We start from the raw sequence: 19,544 nt of genomic DNA, 5'->3' as shown, positions 1-19,544 counted from the left end.
GACGCGTCGCAAGAGCGACGCTCCTCACCATGAGGGTCAATAGCTCTCCGCGAAATCCGCCCTCGTCCTGAGGAGCCCGCCGCAGGCGGGCGTCTCGAAGGACGTTGGAACGGCGCACTGCCTGCTACACATTGTATTCGTATGCGACCGGTCCGCCTTACACCGCCCGGCTGTGCAGCTGCTTCGAGGCGTCGAGATGGGCATCGAAGGCGGCGGCGACGCTGCGGACCAGGAACCGCGAATGCTCGGTCACGGCGAGCGCGCTGCCGTTCAGTTCGACCACGCCGTCCGAGATCAGGGACTGCAGCCGCGGCGCCGAGCGCAGCATGTCATCCGTCTCGGTGCCGTGGCGGGTGCAGATGACATCGAGGTCGACGCCGTAGTCGCACATGATCCGCTCGATGATGTCAGCCCGCAGCCGGTCGTCGTCGGTCAGGCCATAGCCCTTGACGGTGGCGAGGCCGCCGGAGGCGATCTTCTCCTCATAGGCGCGCACCTGCGGCGCGTTCTGTACGTAGCCCTGCGGCAGCTGGCTGATCGCCGAGGCGCCGAAGCCAAGCAGGAGATCGTTGGCGTCGGTGGTGTAGCCCTGGAAATTGCGGTGCAGCCGGCCTTCGCGGAAGGCGACCGTCATCGTGTCATCCGGCAGGGCGAAATGGTCGAGCCCGATCTGGACGTAGCCGGCGTCCTTCAGCGCATCGGCGATCGCGCAGGACTGATCGTAACGCTCCAGACTGTCCGGCAGCGAGTTATCAGCAATCTTGCGCTGGTGCGTCTTGAACGACGGCACATGCGCATAGCCGAACACCGACAGCCTGTCGGGCCGCAGCTCGATGGCGCGGCGGACGGTGTCGAGGCACGACGCCACGGTCTGATAAGGCAGCCCGTAGATCAGGTCGAAATTCACGCCGGCAACGCCCGCCTGACGCAGACCGTTGGTAGCGGCGGCGGTCTGCTCGAAGCTCTGCACCCGGTTGATGGCCTGCTGCACGCGCGGATCGAAGCTCTGCACGCCCAGGCTCGCCCGGTTGACGCCGCTCAGCCCCAATGCGCGGATCATCGCCGGCGTCAGCGTGCGCGGATCGATCTCGATGGCGATCTCGGCCGAAGGCTGCACGAAGAACGAATGGCGCAGCGAGCCGACGAGGTCGACGAAGGACTCCGGCGCCATGATGGTGGGCGTGCCGCCGCCGAAATGGATATGGCCGACCGGAAGCCGCCGGCCGATCTGGCGCGCCACCATGTCGATCTCGCAGCGCAACGCGGATTCATACACCGCGATCGGCTCGTCGCGCTTGGCGACCATGGTGTTGCAGCCGCAGTACCAGCACATCGAGCGGCAAAACGGCACATGCAGGTACAGCGATGCCGTTGCGCTCGCCGGGATCGCGCGCAGCCACTCCGCATAGGTCGAGGCGCCGACCGCCGCCGAGAAATGCGGCGCGGTGGGATAGCTGGTATAGCGCGGCAGGCGCTCCTGCCCGTAGCATGCTGCAAGATCTGGTCTCATGTCCCGCCTGTCCACCTGGGGTTCGGACGCATTTGACACGAGGCCAGGGCGACGGCCTTGAGCTTCCTCAAAGCGCGCGGCCGGCACATGCCCCCGTCAATTTTGCCAGTAGAACTCCGGCTTTCGCCCCCGACTTTGCGCTTGGTCAAAGTCGCCGGCCTATTTCGCACCATCCTTGAGTCATCGACGATTCGAGGAATCCGCAATGGAAGCCCTGCACCTGCTCATCCGCTCGTTTGCGTTCATTGCCGGTGTCCGCGGCCATATCCCCCAGTCCGACGGCTTCGATTCGTTTCACGAGGACTCCGGGCCGACCGGCTTGGCCGGCAACATCGCGATGTTCCTGACCACCGTGTTCTGCATCGCCGCCGCGATCGCCTTCGTCGTGCTGCTGGCCGTGCGCTGGCTGAGCTGAGGCCCAGCGCGACCGCATCCGGCGAACTCCGTTTGAGCCCAACTCCCTCCGCGTCATGGCCGGGCTTGTCCCGGCCATCCACGTCGATCGGCGCACTCGGAAGGACGTGGATGCCCGGGCCTTCGCCGCGCCGAAGCGGCTTCGGCCGCGCAGGCGGGACAAGCCCGGGCATGACGACGTGGAGACAGCGTCGTCCCCGTCTCGGACCTCACACGTGATGACCAGCGTGTAGTCCCGCACTTGCTGACTCGGTCGTTGGACGCGCCCTCCGTACGCGCTTGCAAATCAATTGCGGGCGCGTTGCTGCGCGCCGAGCACAAGCTCGCCCTCACACTCCCGCAATTGCTAAGTTGCTTGTTGCAGCACAAACAAGCTCGGTTCCCACGGGCGCATGCTGATCGCGGCTAAACAACAGGTCCAAACGAAGGAGCGATCCATGTTGACCCGCCGCACCGCCCTGCTCAGTGCAGCCATCGCCGCGATGATGCTTGCGGCTCCCGCTGTTGCCGACGATCTCAAGCTGCCGCGCCAGAAGGTCGATCTGGTGGCTCCGCCGTTCGTGCATGTGCACGAGCAGGCCACCAAGCAGGGGCCGAAGATCATGGAGTTCAAGCTCGTGATCCAGGAGAAGAAGATGGTGATCGACGAGAAGGGCACCACCTTCCAGGCCATGACCTTCAACGGCTCGATGCCGGGTCCGCTGATGGTGGTCCACGAAGGCGACTACGTCGAGGTGACGCTGGTGAATCCGGCGACCAACACCATGCCGCACAACATCGACTTCCACTCTGCCACAGGAGCCCTTGGCGGCGGCGCGCTGACGCTGGTCAATCCCGGCGAGCAGGTCGTGCTGCGCTGGAAGGCGACGCGCACCGGCGTCTTCGTCTATCACTGCGCCCCGGGCGGCCCGATGATCCCGTGGCATGTCGTGTCCGGCATGAACGGCGCCGTGATGGTGCTGCCGCGCGACGGCCTGAACGACGGCCGCGGCCACGCCCTGCGCTACGACCGCGTCTACTACATCGGCGAGCAGGACCTGTATGTCCCGCGCGACGAGAAGGGCAATTTCAAGTCCTACGACTCGCCCGGCGAAGCCTATTCCGACACCGAGGAGGTGATGCGCAAGCTCACGCCGACCCACGTGGTGTTCAACGGCAAGGCCGGCGCGCTCACCGGCAAGAATGCGCTCACCGCCAATGTCGGCGAGAACGTGCTGATCGTGCATTCGCAGGCCAACCGCGACAGCCGCCCGCACCTGATCGGCGGCCATGGCGACTATGTCTGGGAGACCGGCAAGTTCTCCAACGCGCCGGAGACCGGGCTCGAGACCTGGTTCATCCGCGGCGGCTCTGCCGGCGCTGCGCTCTACAAATTCCTGCAGCCGGGCATCTACGCCTACGTCACCCACAATCTGATCGAGGCGGCCAATCTCGGCGCCACCGCCCATTTCAAGGTCGAAGGCAAGTGGAACGACGACCTGATGACGCAGGTGAAGGCTCCGGCGGACATTCCGACCGGTTCGACCAACTGATCAACCGAGGGGGCCGGCCGCTCCGGCCCCCTCCCTCTCCGATGTGCTGCCATGCTGCTCGCTTTCAAGCTCAAGCTCGCTCTCGCCTGCATCGTCGGCCTCGCCGGTCCGACCGCGATGGCTCCCCTGCTCACCGGCCTGAACGATGCCGCAACGCCCGGCTTCGACGGTCCGGCATTGACCGAGATCGCGCCCGCGACCATCCGCTATCGCGATTCCGGAGACCACCTGCGCAACGGCCGTCCGGCCGAGGCGCCGCTCACGGCGATCCGCTTCGCTCATCCCTTGACGATCATGACCAACCAGGTCAGCGCCGCCGACTATCAGGCCTGTGTCGAGGAGCGTCGCTGCCGGGCGCTGGATCGTGACGTGTCGATCGCCATCGACCGGCCGGCGGTGCAGGTCAGCTGGCATGACGCCGTCACCTACGCCGCGTGGCTCTCGCACAAGACCGGCGATCTCTATCGGCTGCCGACGGATGTGGAATGGGCCCACGCCGCCAGCAGCCGCTTCAAGGACGACAGCGTCACGGTCGACGACGCCGATCCGTCACGACGCTGGATCGCCCGCTACGAACGCGAAGCCGCGCTGCCCGAGGATGGCAGGACCCGCAGCTTCGGCGCGTTCGGGATCAACGAACATGGCCTGGCGGACATGGCCGGCAATGTGTGGGAATGGACATCGACCTGCTTCACGCGGAAGCTACACGATGATGCCGGGCGGGTGACGAAGACCGTCAGCAATTGCGGGGTTCGTCTGGCCGAAGGCGCGCACCGGGCCTATGTGACCGACTTCATCCGCGATGCGCGAGCCGGCGGCTGCGCCTCCGGCACGCCGCCCACCAATCTCGGCTTCCGCCTGGTGCGCGAGCAGCCAAGCTGGAGTCGCAGCATGGCGCAGCGGCTCAGCCGGCTGCGCGGCGCAACGGGAGTTTGATGGGAACCTGAAGCCTCATCCCGCCGCGGCCCGGGCGGACACGCCCGGGCGCGACGGTGCGCGGACACTGGCACAAATTCCAGTCACGCAATCTCAACTTTCGGTTGCGACCATGGAGCTACAAACGTTACACAATTGAAATGAGAGACGCGATGAGCGGGCCAGGAGGCGAGTGTGGTTCCTCGACATCCGCCGGTCTTCTTCACGTCCGACCTGCATGGGTATGGCATCGGTAACACCAGCTGGTTCGACGATCATTCGCCACGGGCCCTGGCCGGGCGCTGCCTCATCGATGCGCTCGAATATCTTCGGATTCCGCTGAAATTCGCCGCCAAGGATTGGCACGTCGCCAATGCGGCTGCGGTGAGGATCGTCCATCAATGCCTCACCGACGCAGCCCTTGCGCGTCACGACATTCTCAGCCGTGTTGCACCGGCCGTCGAAGAGGTCTGCGCACGGATCGTCGCGAGCCGCCAGTATCGTATTCCATTCTATGGCGACGATTTCTGGGATTGGGCCAGCGTGGTCGATGGCCTGTGCGAGGTGCAGCCGATCTCGGCCACCGCTGCGAGGGTTGCCAAGCGCGAGCTCGATCAGTTCCGCAGGACCGTTCAGATCCGCATGCCGAGCGGACTTTCGGTCGGCGCCCCCGATCAGGAATGGTTCGGACCGGCCATCGCGGCGCGCGCCTATCGCCTGCTGGATTCGCGCGCGGGCGGCGTCGATCCCGACCTGCGCAACGAATTGCAGGGGCAATCGCTCGAGCGCATCGAGCGCGGCCGGTATCGCGGGCGCCAGGTCATGCCCTGGCAGCTCAGCTGGCACTATGGTCAGGTCGTCGGCGAATTCCAGCGGGCCGCCACGGAGCAGGCCGCGGAACTCGCCGATTTCGCCTGGCTGGCCGTTCCGCTCGACCTCGGCAAGCGCACGCAGGTCCTCGCCCGGGTGCTGCAAGGCGCCTGTGCGGTGAAGGATCGCCGAACGATGCTGCAGGCGTTGGAAGAACTCTACCGCTGCGAAACTCCCGGGCGCCCGCTCGGCCAGGGCGTAATCGGTGCGGGCATCGAAGCCTCGTTGGACGTGCTGGAAGCGCTTTGGCAACAACTCGACGGCCGTGAGAAGGCCAGCATCAATGCAATGCTCGACGCGCTCAACTTTCTGCACGCCAAGGCCAACACGATCGGCTTCGTCGTGGAAACGCCGGAGGACATCGAAGCCCTCATTCAGGCCATGGGTCCGGGCGCGCTCATCGAACAGCGCAACGCCGCACGCGCGATCATCCGGCACGGCTGCTTTCATGCCGTCATATGCCTCGGACGGTCGATGACCGAAGTGGCCGGCGCGGCGGCCGTGGCGATCGAAGAGCATGGCGCCAAATGGCTGATCATGCCGGGGTGGGCCAAGGCGCTGGGCTCGAAGCTTCCGCATGTCGCTCGCGGACCCCGCTTCGTTGGCGCAGGCCCCGGCGACCTCGTTATCGCCACGTCGGTCGCGCCGTTCCGGATACAGCTCAAGCTGCGCGATGCCCTCAGCATTGCCGACCCACCCTACCTCAGCGACGGCGGCATGATCATTCCCGCCGATCCCGAGCTCTGCCGTCTGGCGCACGAGGCGGCGGACGCCATGCTGGACGACATCGGCGTATTCTTCGAAGGAATGACCGTCACGCGCGACACCGACGGCTCCGAGGCCGACGTGTCGGCGGCATTCCCCGGCGCATTGGGGATGGACGGCGTGGCCTATGTGATGGGGCTGATCTGTCTCAGCCGCAGCGTGCCGTGCCTCGTGATCCAGCGGCTGGTGGACGCCGGGCCACACGCGGCAAGCCCGGCGCGCGATGCCGCGTGCCGGCTGGCCGTGAAGGTAGCGGAGATGCTGTGCCGACGCTGGTAGCGGCGCCCTCTTGGGCCCGCAGTGGGAGGGGAGCGGATCGTCTCCGGGGACGCAGTGGCGCCGTGAGTTAGTCCGCTCTCAACTGGGGCCACAGCGTCGCTATGAGTTGCTCCGCTCTCGCCTCGGCAACGGCGGACTCCCCTCCCCCTTGCGGGGAGGGGTCGGGGGTGGGGGTCTCCGGGCGATGAAGGTCGTGAGTGACGTGCTGCCTGAAATCACCGATGGCGACGGACTTGCAGGAGGTCCCTCGCTCTGCGCTTTACAACTAACAGCGGAATTCGGGAACCCCCACCCCCGACCCCTCCCCGCAAGGGGAGGGGAGCGGACCGTCTGCGGGGACGCAGTGTCGCCGTGAGTTAGTCCGCTCTCAACTGGGGCCACAGCGTCGCTATGAGTTGCTCCGCTTTCGCCTCGGCACGACGCTCTCCCCTCCGCTTGCGGGGAGAGCATCAAGCCCTAGGTATTCTTCAGCGCGACCCGGAATTCGGCTTCGGTCTTGGCCTTGACCTCGTCGAGCGTGACGCCGTCGGCGAGCTCGATCAGGGCCATGCCGTCATTGCCGTGCTTGTCGATCGTGAACACGGCGAGATCGGTGACCACCATGTCGACCACGCGTTCGCCGGTCAGCGGCAGCGTGCACTGCTTGAGCAGCTTCGGGCCGTCCTTGGCGCTGTGCTCCATGACGACGACGACGCGCTTGACGCCGGCGACGAGGTCCATCGCGCCGCCCATGCCCTTCACCATCTTGCCGGGGATCATCCAGTTGGCGAGATCGCCGTTCTGGGCGACCTGCATGGCGCCGAGGATGGAGAGATCGATATGGCCGCCGCGGACCATCGCGAACGAATCGGCCGACGAGAAGTAGCTCGTGATCGGCAGTTCGGTCACCGTCTGCTTGCCGGCGTTGATGAGGTCGGGATCCTCCTCGCCCTCGAAGGGGAACGGACCCATGCCGAGCATGCCGTTCTCGCTCTGCAACGCCACGTCGACGCCCGGCGGGATGTAGTTCGACACCAGCGTCGGAATGCCGATGCCGAGATTGACGTAGTAGCCGTCCCGCAGTTCCTTGGCGGCGCGCGCCGCCATCTGCTCGCGTGTCCAGGCCATCAGACTTCCTCCCCCGCTGCAGCGGCGGCTTCACGTTTGCGGACGGTGCGCTGCTCGATGCGCTTGAGCGCGGTGCCGACCTCGATGAGGCGCTTCACGAAGATGCCCGGCGTGTGAATGTGATCGGGATCGATCTGGCCGGCCGGCAGGAGATGCTCGACTTCGGCGATCGTGACCTTGGCCGCCGTGGCCATCATCGGATTGAAGTTGCGCGCGGTCTTCCGGTACACGAGGTTGCCGGCGGTATCGCCCTTCCAGGCATGCACGATCGCGATGTCGGCGAACAGGCCGCGCTCCATCAGATATTTCTCGCCGTCGAATTCGCGGACTTCCTTGCCCTCGGCGACCAGCGTGCCGACACCGGTCTTGGTGAAGAAGGCGGGAATGCCGGCGCCGCCGGCGCGGATGCGCTCGGCCAGCGTGCCCTGCGGGCAGAACTCCAGCTCCAGCTCGCCGGCCAGATATTGCTGGGCGAACAGCTTATTCTCGCCGACATAGGACGAGATCATCTTCTTGATCTGCCGCGTCTCCAGCAATCGGCTCAGCCCGATGCCGTCGACGCCGGCATTGTTGGAGATGACGGTGAGGTCCTTGACCCCTGACTCACGAATGGCATCCGACAGCGTTTCCGCAATGCCGCAAAGACCAAACCCGCCGGACATGATGGTCATGCCGTCCTTGAGGAGGCCCGCAAGGGCGGATTTGGCGTCCGGGTAGACCTTGTTCATACGGGAATGACCTAATGGAGGGCGGCAATCGCACGGGTATCAACCGGATTATTAGGCGAAATCTTCGCAATGCGTCAATGATGCCTTCCCAAGGGGCACATCCTGCTTTAGCAGTCGCAACGATCCGCGTCCCCGGGATCGACCGGATGCCGGACTCTGTGGACGATGCGGGCTCCGCCGCAATCCGGCCACACCAGCGGCGCGGCCTTGAAAGCGTCAAGAAAGCGCATCAAGTTGTTGATGTTGGCAGGGGTTTTCGGCGCACCCTGCCCGTCTTTCGTAACCAGCGATCCGACGATCCAAGAGATAATCCCAGGACATGCCCGTCACCATGGCCCAAGGAATGAGGCGGTTAGGCACACCGATTGCGGTGCTGCTCGGCATCGCCTTGGTGGGCCTGCTCGCGAGCTCCTGGCTGGTCAATCGTGAGGCACTGCGAAAGGCGGTCGAGACCCAGATCCGTGCCGTGACCGGGCTCGAGCTCGTCGTCAAGGGACACATCGACGTCTCGCTGTTTCCCGGCAGCTACGTCTCCTTCCATGACGTCGGCCTGAAGGGCAGCGGCGCCGACGACCCCGCGCTGCGCGTCGACGTGCTGACGGCCAATCTGCAGTTGCTGCCGCTGCTGTTGCAGCGGTTCGAGATCGCCGACGTGATGATGCTGCGGCCGCAGATCAACGTCACCCGCGAGGCCGACGGCAACAGCAACTGGACGCCGTTCATCGAGACCATCGCGCGCACCATGCGCCCGGGTCCCGACAGCCAGATGTCGTTCTCGGAGATCCGCATCCAGGACGGCATCCTCGTCTATCAGGACGAGTCGCATCATGCCTCCGAGCGGCTCGACGACATCGACCTCTCGCTGGCCTGGCCGTCGATCTCGCGCTCCTTCGCCGCCACCGGCCAGTTCGACTGGCACGGCCAGCGCATCGAAGGCTCGATCAGCGTCAGTGATTTCCTCGCGGCGCTGTCGGGCGACCGGTCCGGCCTGAAGATGCGCCTCGCCAGCCCACCGTTGAAGGTCGCGTTCGACGGCACGGTCGCCAACCGCACCAGCGCGCTGATGGAAGGCACGCTCACCGTCGACAGCCCCTCGCTGCGTGACGCGCTCCGCTGGACCGGACAGACGCCGATCGGCGGCGGCGGCTTCGGCCGCTTTGCGCTGCGCGCGCGCGCCAATGTCGTCGGCGCTTCGATCGCGCTCACCAATGTCAATGTCGAGCTCGACGGCAACACCGCCGAAGGCGTGATGACCTACGCCAACAACGGCCGGCAGGCGCTGCAGGCGACGCTGGCCGCGGATGCGCTCGACTTCACCCCCTATATCTCGACCGTCCGTCTGCTCGCCAATGGCGCGCGCGACTGGAACCGGCAGTTGTTTGATCTCAAGGCGCTCTCGACCACCGATCTGGACATGCGGCTATCGGCCGCAAAAGTCACGGTCGGGTCCTCGAAGCTCGGGCGCACCGCCTTCGGCGCCAACCTGCGCAACGGCGTGCTCGCATTGTCGGTCGGCGAAGCGCAGATGTATGGCGGCATCGTGCGCGGCTCGTTCGGCATTGCCCGCGCCGACACCATCGCCGACGTGAAGGCCGAGCTGCAATTCAACGACGTCGACCTGCAGACCTGCGCCAACGAGATGTTCGGCATCTCCTCGCTGTCTGGACGCGGCAATCTCAACATGTCCCTGACCGCGTCCGGCTCCAGCCCGTTCGGGCTGGCCCAATCGCTGGACGGCAGCGCGACATTGCAGGGGCGCGACGGCGCGATCTCGGGCTTCAACGTCGAGCAGTTGTTGAAGCGCCTGGAGCGCAGCCCGCTGTCGCGGGGCGGCAATTTCCGCTCGGGGTCGACACCGTACGATTCGCTGACGGTCGCCGTGAAATTCTCCGACGGTATCGCCACGGCCGAGGACATCCGCGTCGAGAGCCAGACGTCACGTATCACGATGACAGGCACGGCCTCGGTGCCGAGCCGCGAATATGATTTCAAGGGCGTCGCGAGCCTGTTGTCATCGGGCAATGGCGGCAACGGCTTCGAACTGCCCTTCGTGGTGCAGGGTCCCTGGGAGGATCCGCTGATCTTCCCCGATCCGGAAAGCCTGATCCGCCGAGCGCCGGCGGCGGCGCCGCTGCTCGATGCCGTGAAGGATCGCAAGACCCGGGACGCCGTGCGCTCGGTGCTGGAGCGCTTCACCGGCGGCGGGCTGCGCCCGCCACAGCAGGACAACGCGCCGCAGGCCGATGCTCCCACGGGCGGCACTTCCACCAAACAGAACTGATCGCACCAGCCCCGTTCAGCGTGGTCAGGCAACGCCCGCGGCCTCGACCTATGTCTGATATATTACTTCTGGATCACGCCGAGCCCGTGGGCTAGTGTCCGCCCACAACCGATCAAGCAAGATCGGCGGATCAGGGAGAGACACGTGAAATCCAGGGGAATGGGTGCGCTTTCAGCCGCAGTCGCAGCCGCCGGGCTTTTTTGCGCTGCAGCACCGGCCATCGCTCAGGACACTATCACCATCTGGTGGAGCAAGGGCTTCTACAAGTCCGAGGACGATGCGCTGCTCAACGTCGTCAAGAAATTCGAGGCGAAAACGGGCATCAAGGTCGAGCTGTCGCAATACGCGATCCAGGACATGATCCCGAAGACGGTCGCCGCGCTCGATTCCGGCACCGTGCCCGACGTCGCCTATGCCGACACCTATGACGTCCAGGCGCAGGGCAAGTGGGCCTATGAAGGCAAGCTCGAGGACCTCACCGACATCCTGGAGCCGATGAAGTCGGCCTTCGCCCCGAACACGATCGAGACCGCCTATCTCTTCAACAACGTCACCAAGAAGAAGGCCTATTACGGCTTCCCGCTGAAGCAGCAGAGCATGCACGTCCAGATCTGGGGCGACCTGCTCGAGAAGGCCGGCTTCAAGCAGGCCGATATCCCGACCAAGTGGGAGGACTACTGGACGTTCTGGTGCGACAAGGTGCAGCCCGGCATCCGCAAGGCGACCGGACAGCGCCTCTATGGCGTGGGCCAGCCCATGGGCGTCGAGTCGACCGACTCGTTCCAGTCGTTCTACACCTTCATGGACGCCTACAACGTCAAGCTGGTCGATGACGACGGCAAGCTGCTGGTCGACGATCCCAAGGTGCGCGAGGGCCTGACCAAGGCGCTGAAGGACTATACCGACACCTACATCAAGGGCTGCACGCCGCCGTCGTCCACGACCTGGAAGGACCCGGACAACAACGTCGCCTTCCATAACAAGACGATCGTGATGACCCACAATTTCACGATCTCGATCGCTGCGAAGTGGTTCGAGGATTCGACCAACCAGGCGCTGACGCCCGAGCAGCGCGCCGCCGGCAAGAAGGCCTATGAGGAGGACATCATCACCGCGTCCTTCCCCAACAAGCCGGACGGCACGCCGATCAAGTATCGCTCCGACGTCAAGACCGGTCTGATCTTCAGCAACGCCAAGAACAAGGCGCAGGCCAAGGAGTTCATCAAGTTCCTGATGCAGGAGGAGAACCTCGGCCCCTACGTCGAGGGCGCGCTGGGCCGCTGGTTCCCGGTGACCACCGCCGGCCAGAAGAGCCCGTTCTGGCAGGCCGACCGCCATCGCAAGGCCGTCTACACCCAGTTCACCGGCGGCACCTCGCCGTTCGACTTCACCAAGAACTACAAGTTCACGATTCTCAACAACGAGAACGTCTGGGCGAAGGCGATGAACCGCGTGGTCAGCGAGAAGGTTCCGGTCGAGAAGGCCGTGGACGAGCTGATCGCCCGCATCAAGGAGGTCGCGGGCTAGTCTCTCGCATCGCGATGCACTAGCCTCACGTCCTGACAACAAAGACTGCCGGCCGCAGCCCATGCGGCCGGTTTGGTTATCGGCGGGAAGAGACGACCAGAAGAGACCACCATGGCGATCACGCTTTCAGCTTCCGACTCCGCGCTTGCGGAGGCCCCGCGCCCGGCGCGGCTGACGCCGCCCCAGATCTGGGGCATCGTGATGCTCGCGCCTTATATCCTCGTGTTCCTCGCCTTCGTCGTCTATCCCGTCGGCTATGGCCTGTGGCTGGCGCGCGATCCCGCGAGCTACGTCGCGCTGTACAACGATCCGATCTTCGCGCGCGCCGCCGTCAACACGCTGATCTTCCTTTTGGTCGGCATCAATCTGAAGATGCTGATCGCGCTGTTTTTGTCCGGCTTCTTCATCCAGCAGCGCGGCTGGATCAAATGGCTCTCGGTGATCTTCATCCTGCCTTGGGCGGTGCCGTCGATCCCGACCATTTTGTCGGTGCGCTTCATGCTCAATCCCGAATGGGGCATGGTCAACCATTTGATCTTCAGCCTGACCGGTGACGACGGCCCGAACTGGCTCAACGACCCGACGATCGCGCTCGGCATGGCGATCGGCATGCACATCTGGAAGTCGCTGCCGTTCTGGACCCTGATCCTGATGACCGGGCGTCTCGCGATCTCGCAGGACCTGTTCGAGGCGGCCGAGGTCGACGGCGCCACCTGGATGCAGAAGTTCCGCTACATCACCTGGCCGTCGATGCAGACGCTCTACATCACCTGCACGCTGCTCTCGATGATCTGGACGCTCGGCGACTTCAACAGCGTCTATCTCCTGACCGGCGGCGGCCCGGCCGACCTCACCCACGTGCTGTCGACGCTCGGCATCCGCTATCTCCGGCTCGATCAGCTCAATCTCGCGATGGCCTCGATCGTCTGCGCGATGCCGCTGGTGCTCCCCCTGGTCTATTTCATGATGAAGCGGTTGTCGCGATGAAGCTCCCTACCCTGCGCGAAGTCGGCACCGAGGCCCGGCTGCTGCTGATCGGCATTCCCGTCTTCATCTGGACGATGATCCCGATCTATCACATGTTCCTGTTCGCGATCTCCCCGAAGGAGGATGCGTTCTCGGGCAAGCTGTGGCCGGATCATCCGACCCTGCACAATTTCTCGATCGTGTTCCACCAGCAGCACTACTTCCTGCGCGACTTCTGGATCCAGTTCGGCAATTCCGTGATCATCGCGGTCGCCGTCGGCGCGCTGACCTTGATCATCGCGACCTGCGCGGCCTACGCGATCTCGCGGCTGCGCGTGCCGGGCAGCCGCGTCGTGATGAATCTGGCGCTGTTCACCTACTTCATCCCGGCCGCGTTCCTCGCGGTGCCGATGTATCGCACCATGGGCAAATACGGCCTGCTCAACAACGACTGGTCGCTGATCTTGGCGATGGTCACGATCGCATCTCCCTACGCGATCTGGGTGCTGAAACAGGCGTCCGACAAGCTGCCGGTCGAACTCGACGAGGCCGCCGTCATGGACGGCGCGAGCCCGCTGCAGATCTTCCGCCTGGTGTACGTGCCGCTGATGATGCCGTCGCTGGTCGCGATCGGCACCTATGCGGTGCTGCTGGCGTGGAACGAGTATCTCTACGCCTTCCTGCTGCTGTCGAACGACAAGGCCATCACCCTGCCCGTGGCGCTCGGCAACTTCCTGGCCGCCGACGACTCGCCGTGGGAGCTGCTGATGACTACCGGCTTCATCTATGCGCTGCCGCCGGCCGCGGTCTATTACGCCTTCAAGCGCTACATGGTGGGCGGCCTCACCGCCGGCGCCGTGAAGTCGTGACGGCGTGATGCGGGTCGGTTTTCGCCAGGGCCGCATCGCCGATGTCTCGCGGCCGAACTGGGATGGCAACGGGCCGCGCCCGATCGACTGGTTCGCGTGGTATCCGGCCGCGGACGGCGCGACCGAAGCTCCGCTTCCGGTCGCGCCGTGGCCGCAAGGCTGGTTCAAGGCAGGACCTGCTGCCTTGAATGCGCCGCTCGCCGGCAACGGCCCCTATCCGCTGGTGGTCTACTCGCATGGCACCGGCTGCAACGGTCTGCAGGTCGAATGGCTGGCCCGCGAGCTGGCGAGTCACGGCTTCATCGCGGTCGCGGTCAATCATCACGGCAATAGCAATGCCGAGCCGTACCGGGCCGAGGCGTTCCTATGCTCATGGGAGCGGCCGCGCGACATCTCGTTGCTGATCGACCACATCACTGCTCATCCGGACTTCGCAGGTCGCATCGATCCCGATCGCATCTTCGCCGTCGGCTATTCGCTCGGCGGCGTCACCGCGACCGCCCTGCTCGGCGCCATCATGATCCGCTCGCCCTTCGCGCCCGGCGCCAATCTCGGCCGCGGCCCGCGCGAGTTTCCCGACCTCGTCGACCACCTGCCGCGGCTGATGGAGACGAGCCAGATCTTCCGCGACTCCTGGTCGCGCATGTCGGCGTCCTATCACGATCCCCGCATCAAGGCGGCGCTGCTGCTGGCGCCGGGCCGCTCGGTGCAGGGCTTCTCCGAGGACAGCGTCGCCGCGATCAGCCTCCCCACACGCATCATGGTCGGCGGCGCGGATGCGCTGCTGCCAGCCGCGTGCTGGCTGCACGAGCGGCTGGCGAGCAGCGATTTCGATATGGTTGCCGCAGAGGCCGGCCACTACGTGTTCCTCCCCGAGAGCACCGAATTTGGCCGCAACGCCGATCCCGCCTGCTGCATTGATCCTCCGTCAGTCGATCGCGGCGCAGTCCATCGCTGGGTCGTGACGGCAGCGATGCAGCTGTTCGCTGGCTGAGCGGCGCTCCCGCAATGACGGCTGCTAAAGCGGCGCCGCGCTCTCACCCCGGTCGCTCGACAGTTTCGACGCCAGCGATGCGATCACGATGACCACGGCAATGAGCCCGATCACTAGCGTGCAGATCGCGTTGATCTCCGGCTTCACCCCGAGCCGCACCTCGGAATAGATCCGGATCGGCAAGGTCGCCGAGCCCGGCCCCGTCGTGAAGCTCGCGATCACGAGATCGTCGAGCGACAGCGTGAACGCCAGCATCCAGCCGGCGACCACCGCCGGCGCGATCAGCGGCAAGGTCACCATCGCAAACGCCCGGAACGGATCGCAGCCGAGATCCATGGCGGCCTCTTCCAGGCTGCGGTCGAGCGACACCAGCCGCGACTGCACGACGACGGCGACGAAGCACATCGTCAGCGTGGTGTGCGCGATCGTCACCGTCCAGAAGCCGCGCTCGGCGTCCAGCGCGACGAACAAGAGCAGCAGCGACAGGCCGGTGATGACCTCGGGCATGACCAGCGGCGCATACAGCATGCCGGAGAACAGCATGCGGCCGCGAAAGCCCTGGCCGCGCGACAGCGCCACGGCGGCCAGCGTGCCGAGCACGGTTGCCACCGTCGCCGAGGTCGCGCCGACGCGGAGGCTCATCCAGGCGGCGTCGATCATGGCGCGGTCGTTGAAGAACTCGTGATACCAGCGCAACGACCAGCCGCCCCACACCGTCACCAGCCGCGAGGCGTTGAACGAGTAGATCACCAGGATCAGGATCGGCAGATACAGGAAGGCGAGCCCAAGCGAGAGCGAGGCGATGTTGAAGCGGGAAAGGCGGGAAGGCTTAGGCAAAGGCGCCTCCTCCGCTCCAGCCGCCACTCTGTCCGTTCCCTCCCCCCTTGTGGGGGAGGGTCAGGGAGGGGGGGTCCCAGCAAAGACTGCCGATGTGGACCCCCACCCCCGACCCCTCCCCGCAAGGGGGAGGGGAGCGAGAGAGCATGCCTTGCTGCAGTCGATCCATTACCGGCTCTCCGCCAGTTGCCGGCGCTGGAGGCGGTCATAGAGCAGCAGCGGAAGCAGCAGCACCGCCAGCAGCACCACGGCGATGCTGGAGGCGACCGGCCAGTCCTTGTTGGTGAAGAACTCCAGCCACAACGTCTGGCCGATCATCAGCGACTTGGAGCCGGCGAGCAGGTCGGGAATGACGAACTCGCCGACGATTGGGATGAAGCACAGCAGGCTGCCTGCGCCGACGCCGGGCAACGACAGCGGAAACGTCACCAGCCAGAACGTCTCGCGCTGCGTCGCGCCGAGATCCGCGGCCGCCTCTTCCAGCGCCGGCTCCAACTTGGTGAGCGTCGCGAACAGCGGCAGGATCATGAATGGCAGGTAGGAATAGACGATGCCGACATACATCGCGCTGTCGGTCGACAGCCACACCACCGGCGTCGACACCAGATGCAGCGCGAGCAGGATCTGGTTCAACAGGCCGTCATGCTGGAGGATGTTGACCCAGGCGTAGATGCGGATCAGGAACGAGGTCCAGAACGGGATGATGACCAGCATCATCGCGATCCCCTGCCATCGCCTGGGCAGCCGCGCCATGCCATGGGCGATGGGATAGCCGATCAGCAGCAGGACCGCCGTTGATGTCAGCGCGACCACGACGCTGCGCAGATAGGATGCGAGATAGAGATCGTCGGAGAGCAGCAGGCGGAAATTGTCGAGCGACAGCGCGGCGAAGGCGTCGCGCAGCGACGACCAGCCCTCGGCGAGCGAGAACACGGGCGTATAAGGCGGCTGCGCGATCGCGGTCTGCGACAGGCTGATCTTGAGAACGAAGAGGAACGGCACCAGGAAGAACAGCACCATCCAGACATAGGGCGCGATCGCCGCGAAGCGCGCCGGACGCGAGAAGATGCGGCGCGCGCTCATCGCTCCAGCACCACGCAATCGTCCGGCGTGAACCAGGCGACGACGCGCTGGTTCAGGCCATAGCCGTCGGCATCGAGCCGTGCCGTGTTGGCCTGCGCGGCGTGCAACACGGCGCCGCCGTCCAGCTTGATCTTGTAGACGGTCTTGCCGCCGAGATAGCTCGCATCGGAAATCGCCCCTTGCACGCAATTGATTCCGGCGGCGTCGGCAGCCGGGCGGCGGAGCGCCAGCCGGACTTTCTCGGGCCGGATCGCGACCGCGACCTTGCTCTCGCTGATCGGGCTCACCGGCTGGGCTGCGATGATCTCGCCCGCAGTCTGTGTCGCCACCCGCAGCCGCAGCGGCTCCCGCGCCGTCACCTCGCCCTCGAACAGATTGATATCGCCGACGAACTCCGCGACCCAGCGCGTGGCCGGCTCCTCGTAGAGGCGGCGCGGCACCGCGACCTGTTCGAGCCTGCCGGCGTTCATCACGCCGATCCGGGTCGCCACCGTCATCGCCTCCTCCTGGTCGTGGGTGACGATGATGAAGGTCATGCCGAGCCGGCGCTGCAGCTCCATCAATTCGAACTGCGTGCTCTCGCGGAGCTTCTTGTCGAGAGCCGCCATCGGCTCGTCGAGCAGCAGCACCTTCGGCCGGCGCGCCAGCGAGCGAGCCAGCGCCACGCGCTGCTTCTGGCCGCCCGAGAGCTGATCGGGCTTGCGCTTCTCCAGCCCCTCGAGCCGGACCAGCGCCACCATCTCGGCGACGCGCGTCGCGATCTCGGCGCGCGGCATGCCGGCGCGCTTGAGGCCGAAGGCGATGTTGTCGCGCACGTTCAGATGCGGGAACAGCGCGTAGTTCTGGAACATCATGTTGACCGGCCGCTCATGCGGCAGCACGGGCGCGATGTCTTCGCCGGACAGCAGGATGCGGCCCTCGTCCGGTGTCTCGAACCCGGCCAGCATGCGCAACAGCGTGGTCTTGCCGCAGCCGCTCGGCCCGAGGAGCGCGAAGAACTCGCCGGCGCGGATGTCGAGCGAGACGCCGTCGACGGCGCGGAAGCTGCCGAAGGCCTTGACGACGTTCTCGATCCGCAGGATCGGCGGCTGGGGATCAGGACGGGGTTCCGGCGGGGGCGTGGCCGCCGGCTCGGCGGCAGGTTCGGGAGTCGCGATGTCGTCAGCCATGATCCGGTCTAGTCACCCTGCCGGCTCATAATGGCGCGGCGCAGCGCAAGCTAGCCGCCGATCGACTGCAGCTCAACCTTACGGGCCGGACTATCCCCGCCCGCTTCGCCAAGCCGGGCTGCGTTCTGGCAGGAGGCCGTGGCCATGAACGCGGCTAGGGCGTCGCGATCGGCTGCGGCCATGGTCAGACCGAGCTTGGTCCGCCGCCACAGCACATCTTCGGGAAACCGCGCCCATTCCCTGGTCATGAGGTAGCGGACTTCAGCCTCGGTCAGCTCGGACCCGAACGTCTGGCCCAGATCGGCGCGCTCGCGGGCGTCACCGAGGATCTGCGCCAGCCGGGTGCCGTAGGCGCCGACCAGCCGCCGGGCCTCGGCCTCACCAAGGAAGCGCCAGCGATCGCGGGCGTCATCGACGAGGTCCTCGAACCGCTCCCAGCCGAAATCGCCGCCCGGCAGCGGAGCCCGCGCGGTCCAGCGCGGCCGCAACTCATAGAATTTCGCCAGGCTGGAGACCGCCTGCTCGGCACGGCGCCGCGCGGTCGTCACGTCACCACCGCACATCGTCAGCAGCGGCGCCAGACGGCGGCTGGCATGCAGGCTCACGACGGACTCGAGTGTCTCTGCGCCGGCGTCACGGAGCAACGTCGCGTTGGCGCCGGAGACGGTCCTCACCACATCCACGGGCTGGATGTCCGAACGGAAATAGCGGTTCGCCGCCTTGCAGAGATACGCCACATCGGCCGCGGGCATGGACACGACGGCCGGATCCCCCTTGAAGCCGTGCGCCACCGAGCCGATCAGGGTATGCTCGCGGTCATAAGGCTGAGCGAAGATCAGCCGTCCGTCCGAATTCTGAAACACGTAGACCGCGTCGACGTCGAACAGCCGGGGCACGACGATCTGGCTCACTTGCCGCGCCGTGACACGCGGCGGCGGCTGACGCAGCACGGTCTCTGCGGTCGAGACGCTCCAGGCGCCGGTGGCGTTCGCCAGAGCGGAGGCGGTGACGATGCGGCGATGGCCGCGATCGATGATCGCGAGCCGCCAGATGCGATCGCGATCGGCCCGGATGCAGCGGGCACCGGTCCGGATCGCAGCGCCACGCTCGGCGGCATCCAGCGCGGTCAACACGACAAGACGCGAATCATCGACGACGCAGTCGGAGTATTCGAAGGCCGTGCCGAACGGACGTCTCAGGGCGTCGCCGATCGGATGGTGGGTGACGTCGAGCGCCTGCGCCGCCGGCAATCGTCGTCCCGGGCCGAGCCGGTCGTAGAGCCAGAGCCCGGCGCGCAGCTGCCAGGACGGACGCTCATTCGCGTGCGCAGGAATGGCAAAGCGAACCGGGCGAACCAGATGCGGCGCGATCCCGAGCCAGACGGCCCGCTCCGCGAGCGTCGCGCGCACGCGCCAGAGGTTGCGGCGCTCCAGGGCTGCGAGATCTCCGTGGACGAGGCGGGACGTCGCCGAGGACGCCGCGCCGCCGAGATCCCCCTGCTCCACCAGGAGCACGCGCAAGCCGCGGCCAGCCGCATCGCGCGCCAGACTGACGCCGTTCAGGCCTCCACCAATGATCGCAAGATCGTAGTCCGCCATACGCAACGTCTTCGAGCGTGTCAGGACGTGCGATCGTAAACCTGCGTTTGTGATTCTCGTAGTGTCCGGCGCGACGGATCAGCTGATAAATCGATGCTGT

The 19,544-nt window shown here is 65.8% G+C and carries 17 protein-coding genes; 9 read left to right on the top strand and 8 right to left on the bottom strand.

Going from position 1 to position 19,544, the window contains the following annotated elements:
• Positions 1-157 precede the first annotated feature (157 nt).
• Positions 158-1,510 (bottom strand): oxygen-independent coproporphyrinogen III oxidase, encoded by a 1,353-nt coding sequence (gene hemN / locus ACQR0Z_RS04840; protein WP_434917834.1) that lies wholly within the window; start codon positions 1,508-1,510, stop codon positions 158-160.
• Between the two features lie 205 nt (positions 1,511-1,715).
• Here hemN and ACQR0Z_RS04835 point away from each other — a divergent pair, with 205 nt between their 5' ends.
• The 3 genes from ACQR0Z_RS04835 (at position 1,716) to ACQR0Z_RS04825 (ending at position 4,392) form a co-directional block, all read left to right on the top strand.
• Entirely contained in the window at positions 1,716-1,925 is a 210-nt protein-coding gene (locus ACQR0Z_RS04835) for a hypothetical protein (protein WP_434861158.1), read from the top strand.
• Between the two features lie 436 nt (positions 1,926-2,361).
• Positions 2,362-3,456, top strand: coding sequence for a copper-containing nitrite reductase (gene nirK, locus ACQR0Z_RS04830; RefSeq protein ID WP_434917833.1), 1,095 nt, complete (start codon positions 2,362-2,364; stop codon positions 3,454-3,456).
• A gap of 51 nt (positions 3,457-3,507) precedes the next feature.
• Positions 3,508-4,392 (top strand): SUMF1/EgtB/PvdO family nonheme iron enzyme, encoded by an 885-nt coding sequence (locus tag ACQR0Z_RS04825; protein WP_434917832.1) that lies wholly within the window; start codon positions 3,508-3,510, stop codon positions 4,390-4,392.
• A 93-nt stretch (positions 4,393-4,485) separates the two neighbouring features.
• On the opposite strand, the gene ACQR0Z_RS04820 is transcribed toward ACQR0Z_RS04825, so the two are convergent.
• The gene (locus tag ACQR0Z_RS04820) at positions 4,486-4,803 is read right to left on the bottom strand and encodes a hypothetical protein (RefSeq protein ID WP_434917831.1); all 318 of its coding nucleotides are present in this window, start codon (positions 4,801-4,803) and stop codon (positions 4,486-4,488) included.
• A gap of 111 nt (positions 4,804-4,914) precedes the next feature.
• Here ACQR0Z_RS04820 and ACQR0Z_RS04815 point away from each other — a divergent pair, with 111 nt between their 5' ends.
• On the top strand, positions 4,915-6,285 hold the full coding sequence (locus ACQR0Z_RS04815) for a hypothetical protein (protein ID WP_434917830.1): 1,371 nt from the start codon (positions 4,915-4,917) through the stop codon (positions 6,283-6,285).
• Positions 6,286-6,741: 456 nt separating this feature from the next.
• Here ACQR0Z_RS04815 and ACQR0Z_RS04810 read toward each other — a convergent pair whose 3' ends face one another.
• Both ACQR0Z_RS04810 and ACQR0Z_RS04805 read right to left on the bottom strand, forming a co-directional pair.
• Positions 6,742-7,392 carry a CoA transferase subunit B gene (locus ACQR0Z_RS04810; RefSeq protein ID WP_434861163.1) on the bottom strand — a complete coding sequence of 217 codons (651 nt, stop codon included), beginning with the start codon at positions 7,390-7,392 and terminating at the stop codon, positions 6,742-6,744.
• A complete protein-coding gene (locus tag ACQR0Z_RS04805; protein WP_434861164.1) occupies positions 7,392-8,120 on the bottom strand; it encodes a CoA transferase subunit A in 729 nt (242 codons plus the stop codon). The genes ACQR0Z_RS04810 and ACQR0Z_RS04805 overlap by 1 nt, the downstream gene beginning before the upstream one ends.
• Positions 8,121-8,451: 331 nt before the next feature.
• Between ACQR0Z_RS04805 and ACQR0Z_RS04800 the strand changes: the two genes are divergently transcribed.
• From ACQR0Z_RS04800 to ACQR0Z_RS04780, 5 genes are all read left to right on the top strand, one after another.
• The gene (locus tag ACQR0Z_RS04800) at positions 8,452-10,401 is read left to right on the top strand and encodes an AsmA family protein (RefSeq protein WP_434917829.1); all 1,950 of its coding nucleotides are present in this window, start codon (positions 8,452-8,454) and stop codon (positions 10,399-10,401) included.
• A gap of 144 nt (positions 10,402-10,545) precedes the next feature.
• Positions 10,546-11,928 carry an ABC transporter substrate-binding protein gene (locus ACQR0Z_RS04795; protein ID WP_434880010.1) on the top strand — a complete coding sequence of 461 codons (1,383 nt, stop codon included), beginning with the start codon at positions 10,546-10,548 and terminating at the stop codon, positions 11,926-11,928.
• Between the two features lie 111 nt (positions 11,929-12,039).
• Entirely contained in the window at positions 12,040-12,915 is an 876-nt protein-coding gene (locus ACQR0Z_RS04790) for a carbohydrate ABC transporter permease (protein ID WP_434880011.1), read from the top strand.
• A complete protein-coding gene (locus tag ACQR0Z_RS04785) occupies positions 12,912-13,763 on the top strand; it encodes a carbohydrate ABC transporter permease (protein WP_009030131.1) in 852 nt (283 codons plus the stop codon). The genes ACQR0Z_RS04790 and ACQR0Z_RS04785 overlap by 4 nt, the downstream gene beginning before the upstream one ends.
• 7 nt (positions 13,764-13,770) lie before the next feature.
• The gene (locus ACQR0Z_RS04780) at positions 13,771-14,757 is read left to right on the top strand and encodes an alpha/beta hydrolase family protein (RefSeq protein ID WP_434917828.1); all 987 of its coding nucleotides are present in this window, start codon (positions 13,771-13,773) and stop codon (positions 14,755-14,757) included.
• 24 nt (positions 14,758-14,781) lie between these two features.
• Here ACQR0Z_RS04780 and ACQR0Z_RS04775 read toward each other — a convergent pair whose 3' ends face one another.
• From ACQR0Z_RS04775 to ACQR0Z_RS04760, 4 genes are all read right to left on the bottom strand, one after another.
• Positions 14,782-15,594 (bottom strand): ABC transporter permease, encoded by an 813-nt coding sequence (locus ACQR0Z_RS04775; RefSeq protein WP_006614168.1) that lies wholly within the window; start codon positions 15,592-15,594, stop codon positions 14,782-14,784.
• Between the two features lie 168 nt (positions 15,595-15,762).
• The gene (locus ACQR0Z_RS04770; protein WP_434917827.1) at positions 15,763-16,677 is read right to left on the bottom strand and encodes an ABC transporter permease; all 915 of its coding nucleotides are present in this window, start codon (positions 16,675-16,677) and stop codon (positions 15,763-15,765) included.
• A complete protein-coding gene (locus ACQR0Z_RS04765) occupies positions 16,674-17,846 on the bottom strand; it encodes an ABC transporter ATP-binding protein (protein WP_434917826.1) in 1,173 nt (390 codons plus the stop codon). The genes ACQR0Z_RS04770 and ACQR0Z_RS04765 overlap by 4 nt, the downstream gene beginning before the upstream one ends.
• A gap of 50 nt (positions 17,847-17,896) precedes the next feature.
• Positions 17,897-19,444 (bottom strand): glycerol-3-phosphate dehydrogenase, encoded by a 1,548-nt coding sequence (locus tag ACQR0Z_RS04760; protein WP_434917825.1) that lies wholly within the window; start codon positions 19,442-19,444, stop codon positions 17,897-17,899.
• Positions 19,445-19,544 lie beyond the last annotated feature (100 nt).

This window comes from Bradyrhizobium sp. HKCCYLS3077 (assembly GCF_051167555.1).
In the GTDB taxonomy this organism is placed as follows: domain Bacteria; phylum Pseudomonadota; class Alphaproteobacteria; order Rhizobiales; family Xanthobacteraceae; genus Bradyrhizobium.
Note: the sequence above shows the minus strand (reverse complement) of the source record. Positions and strands in the feature narration are given on the sequence as shown.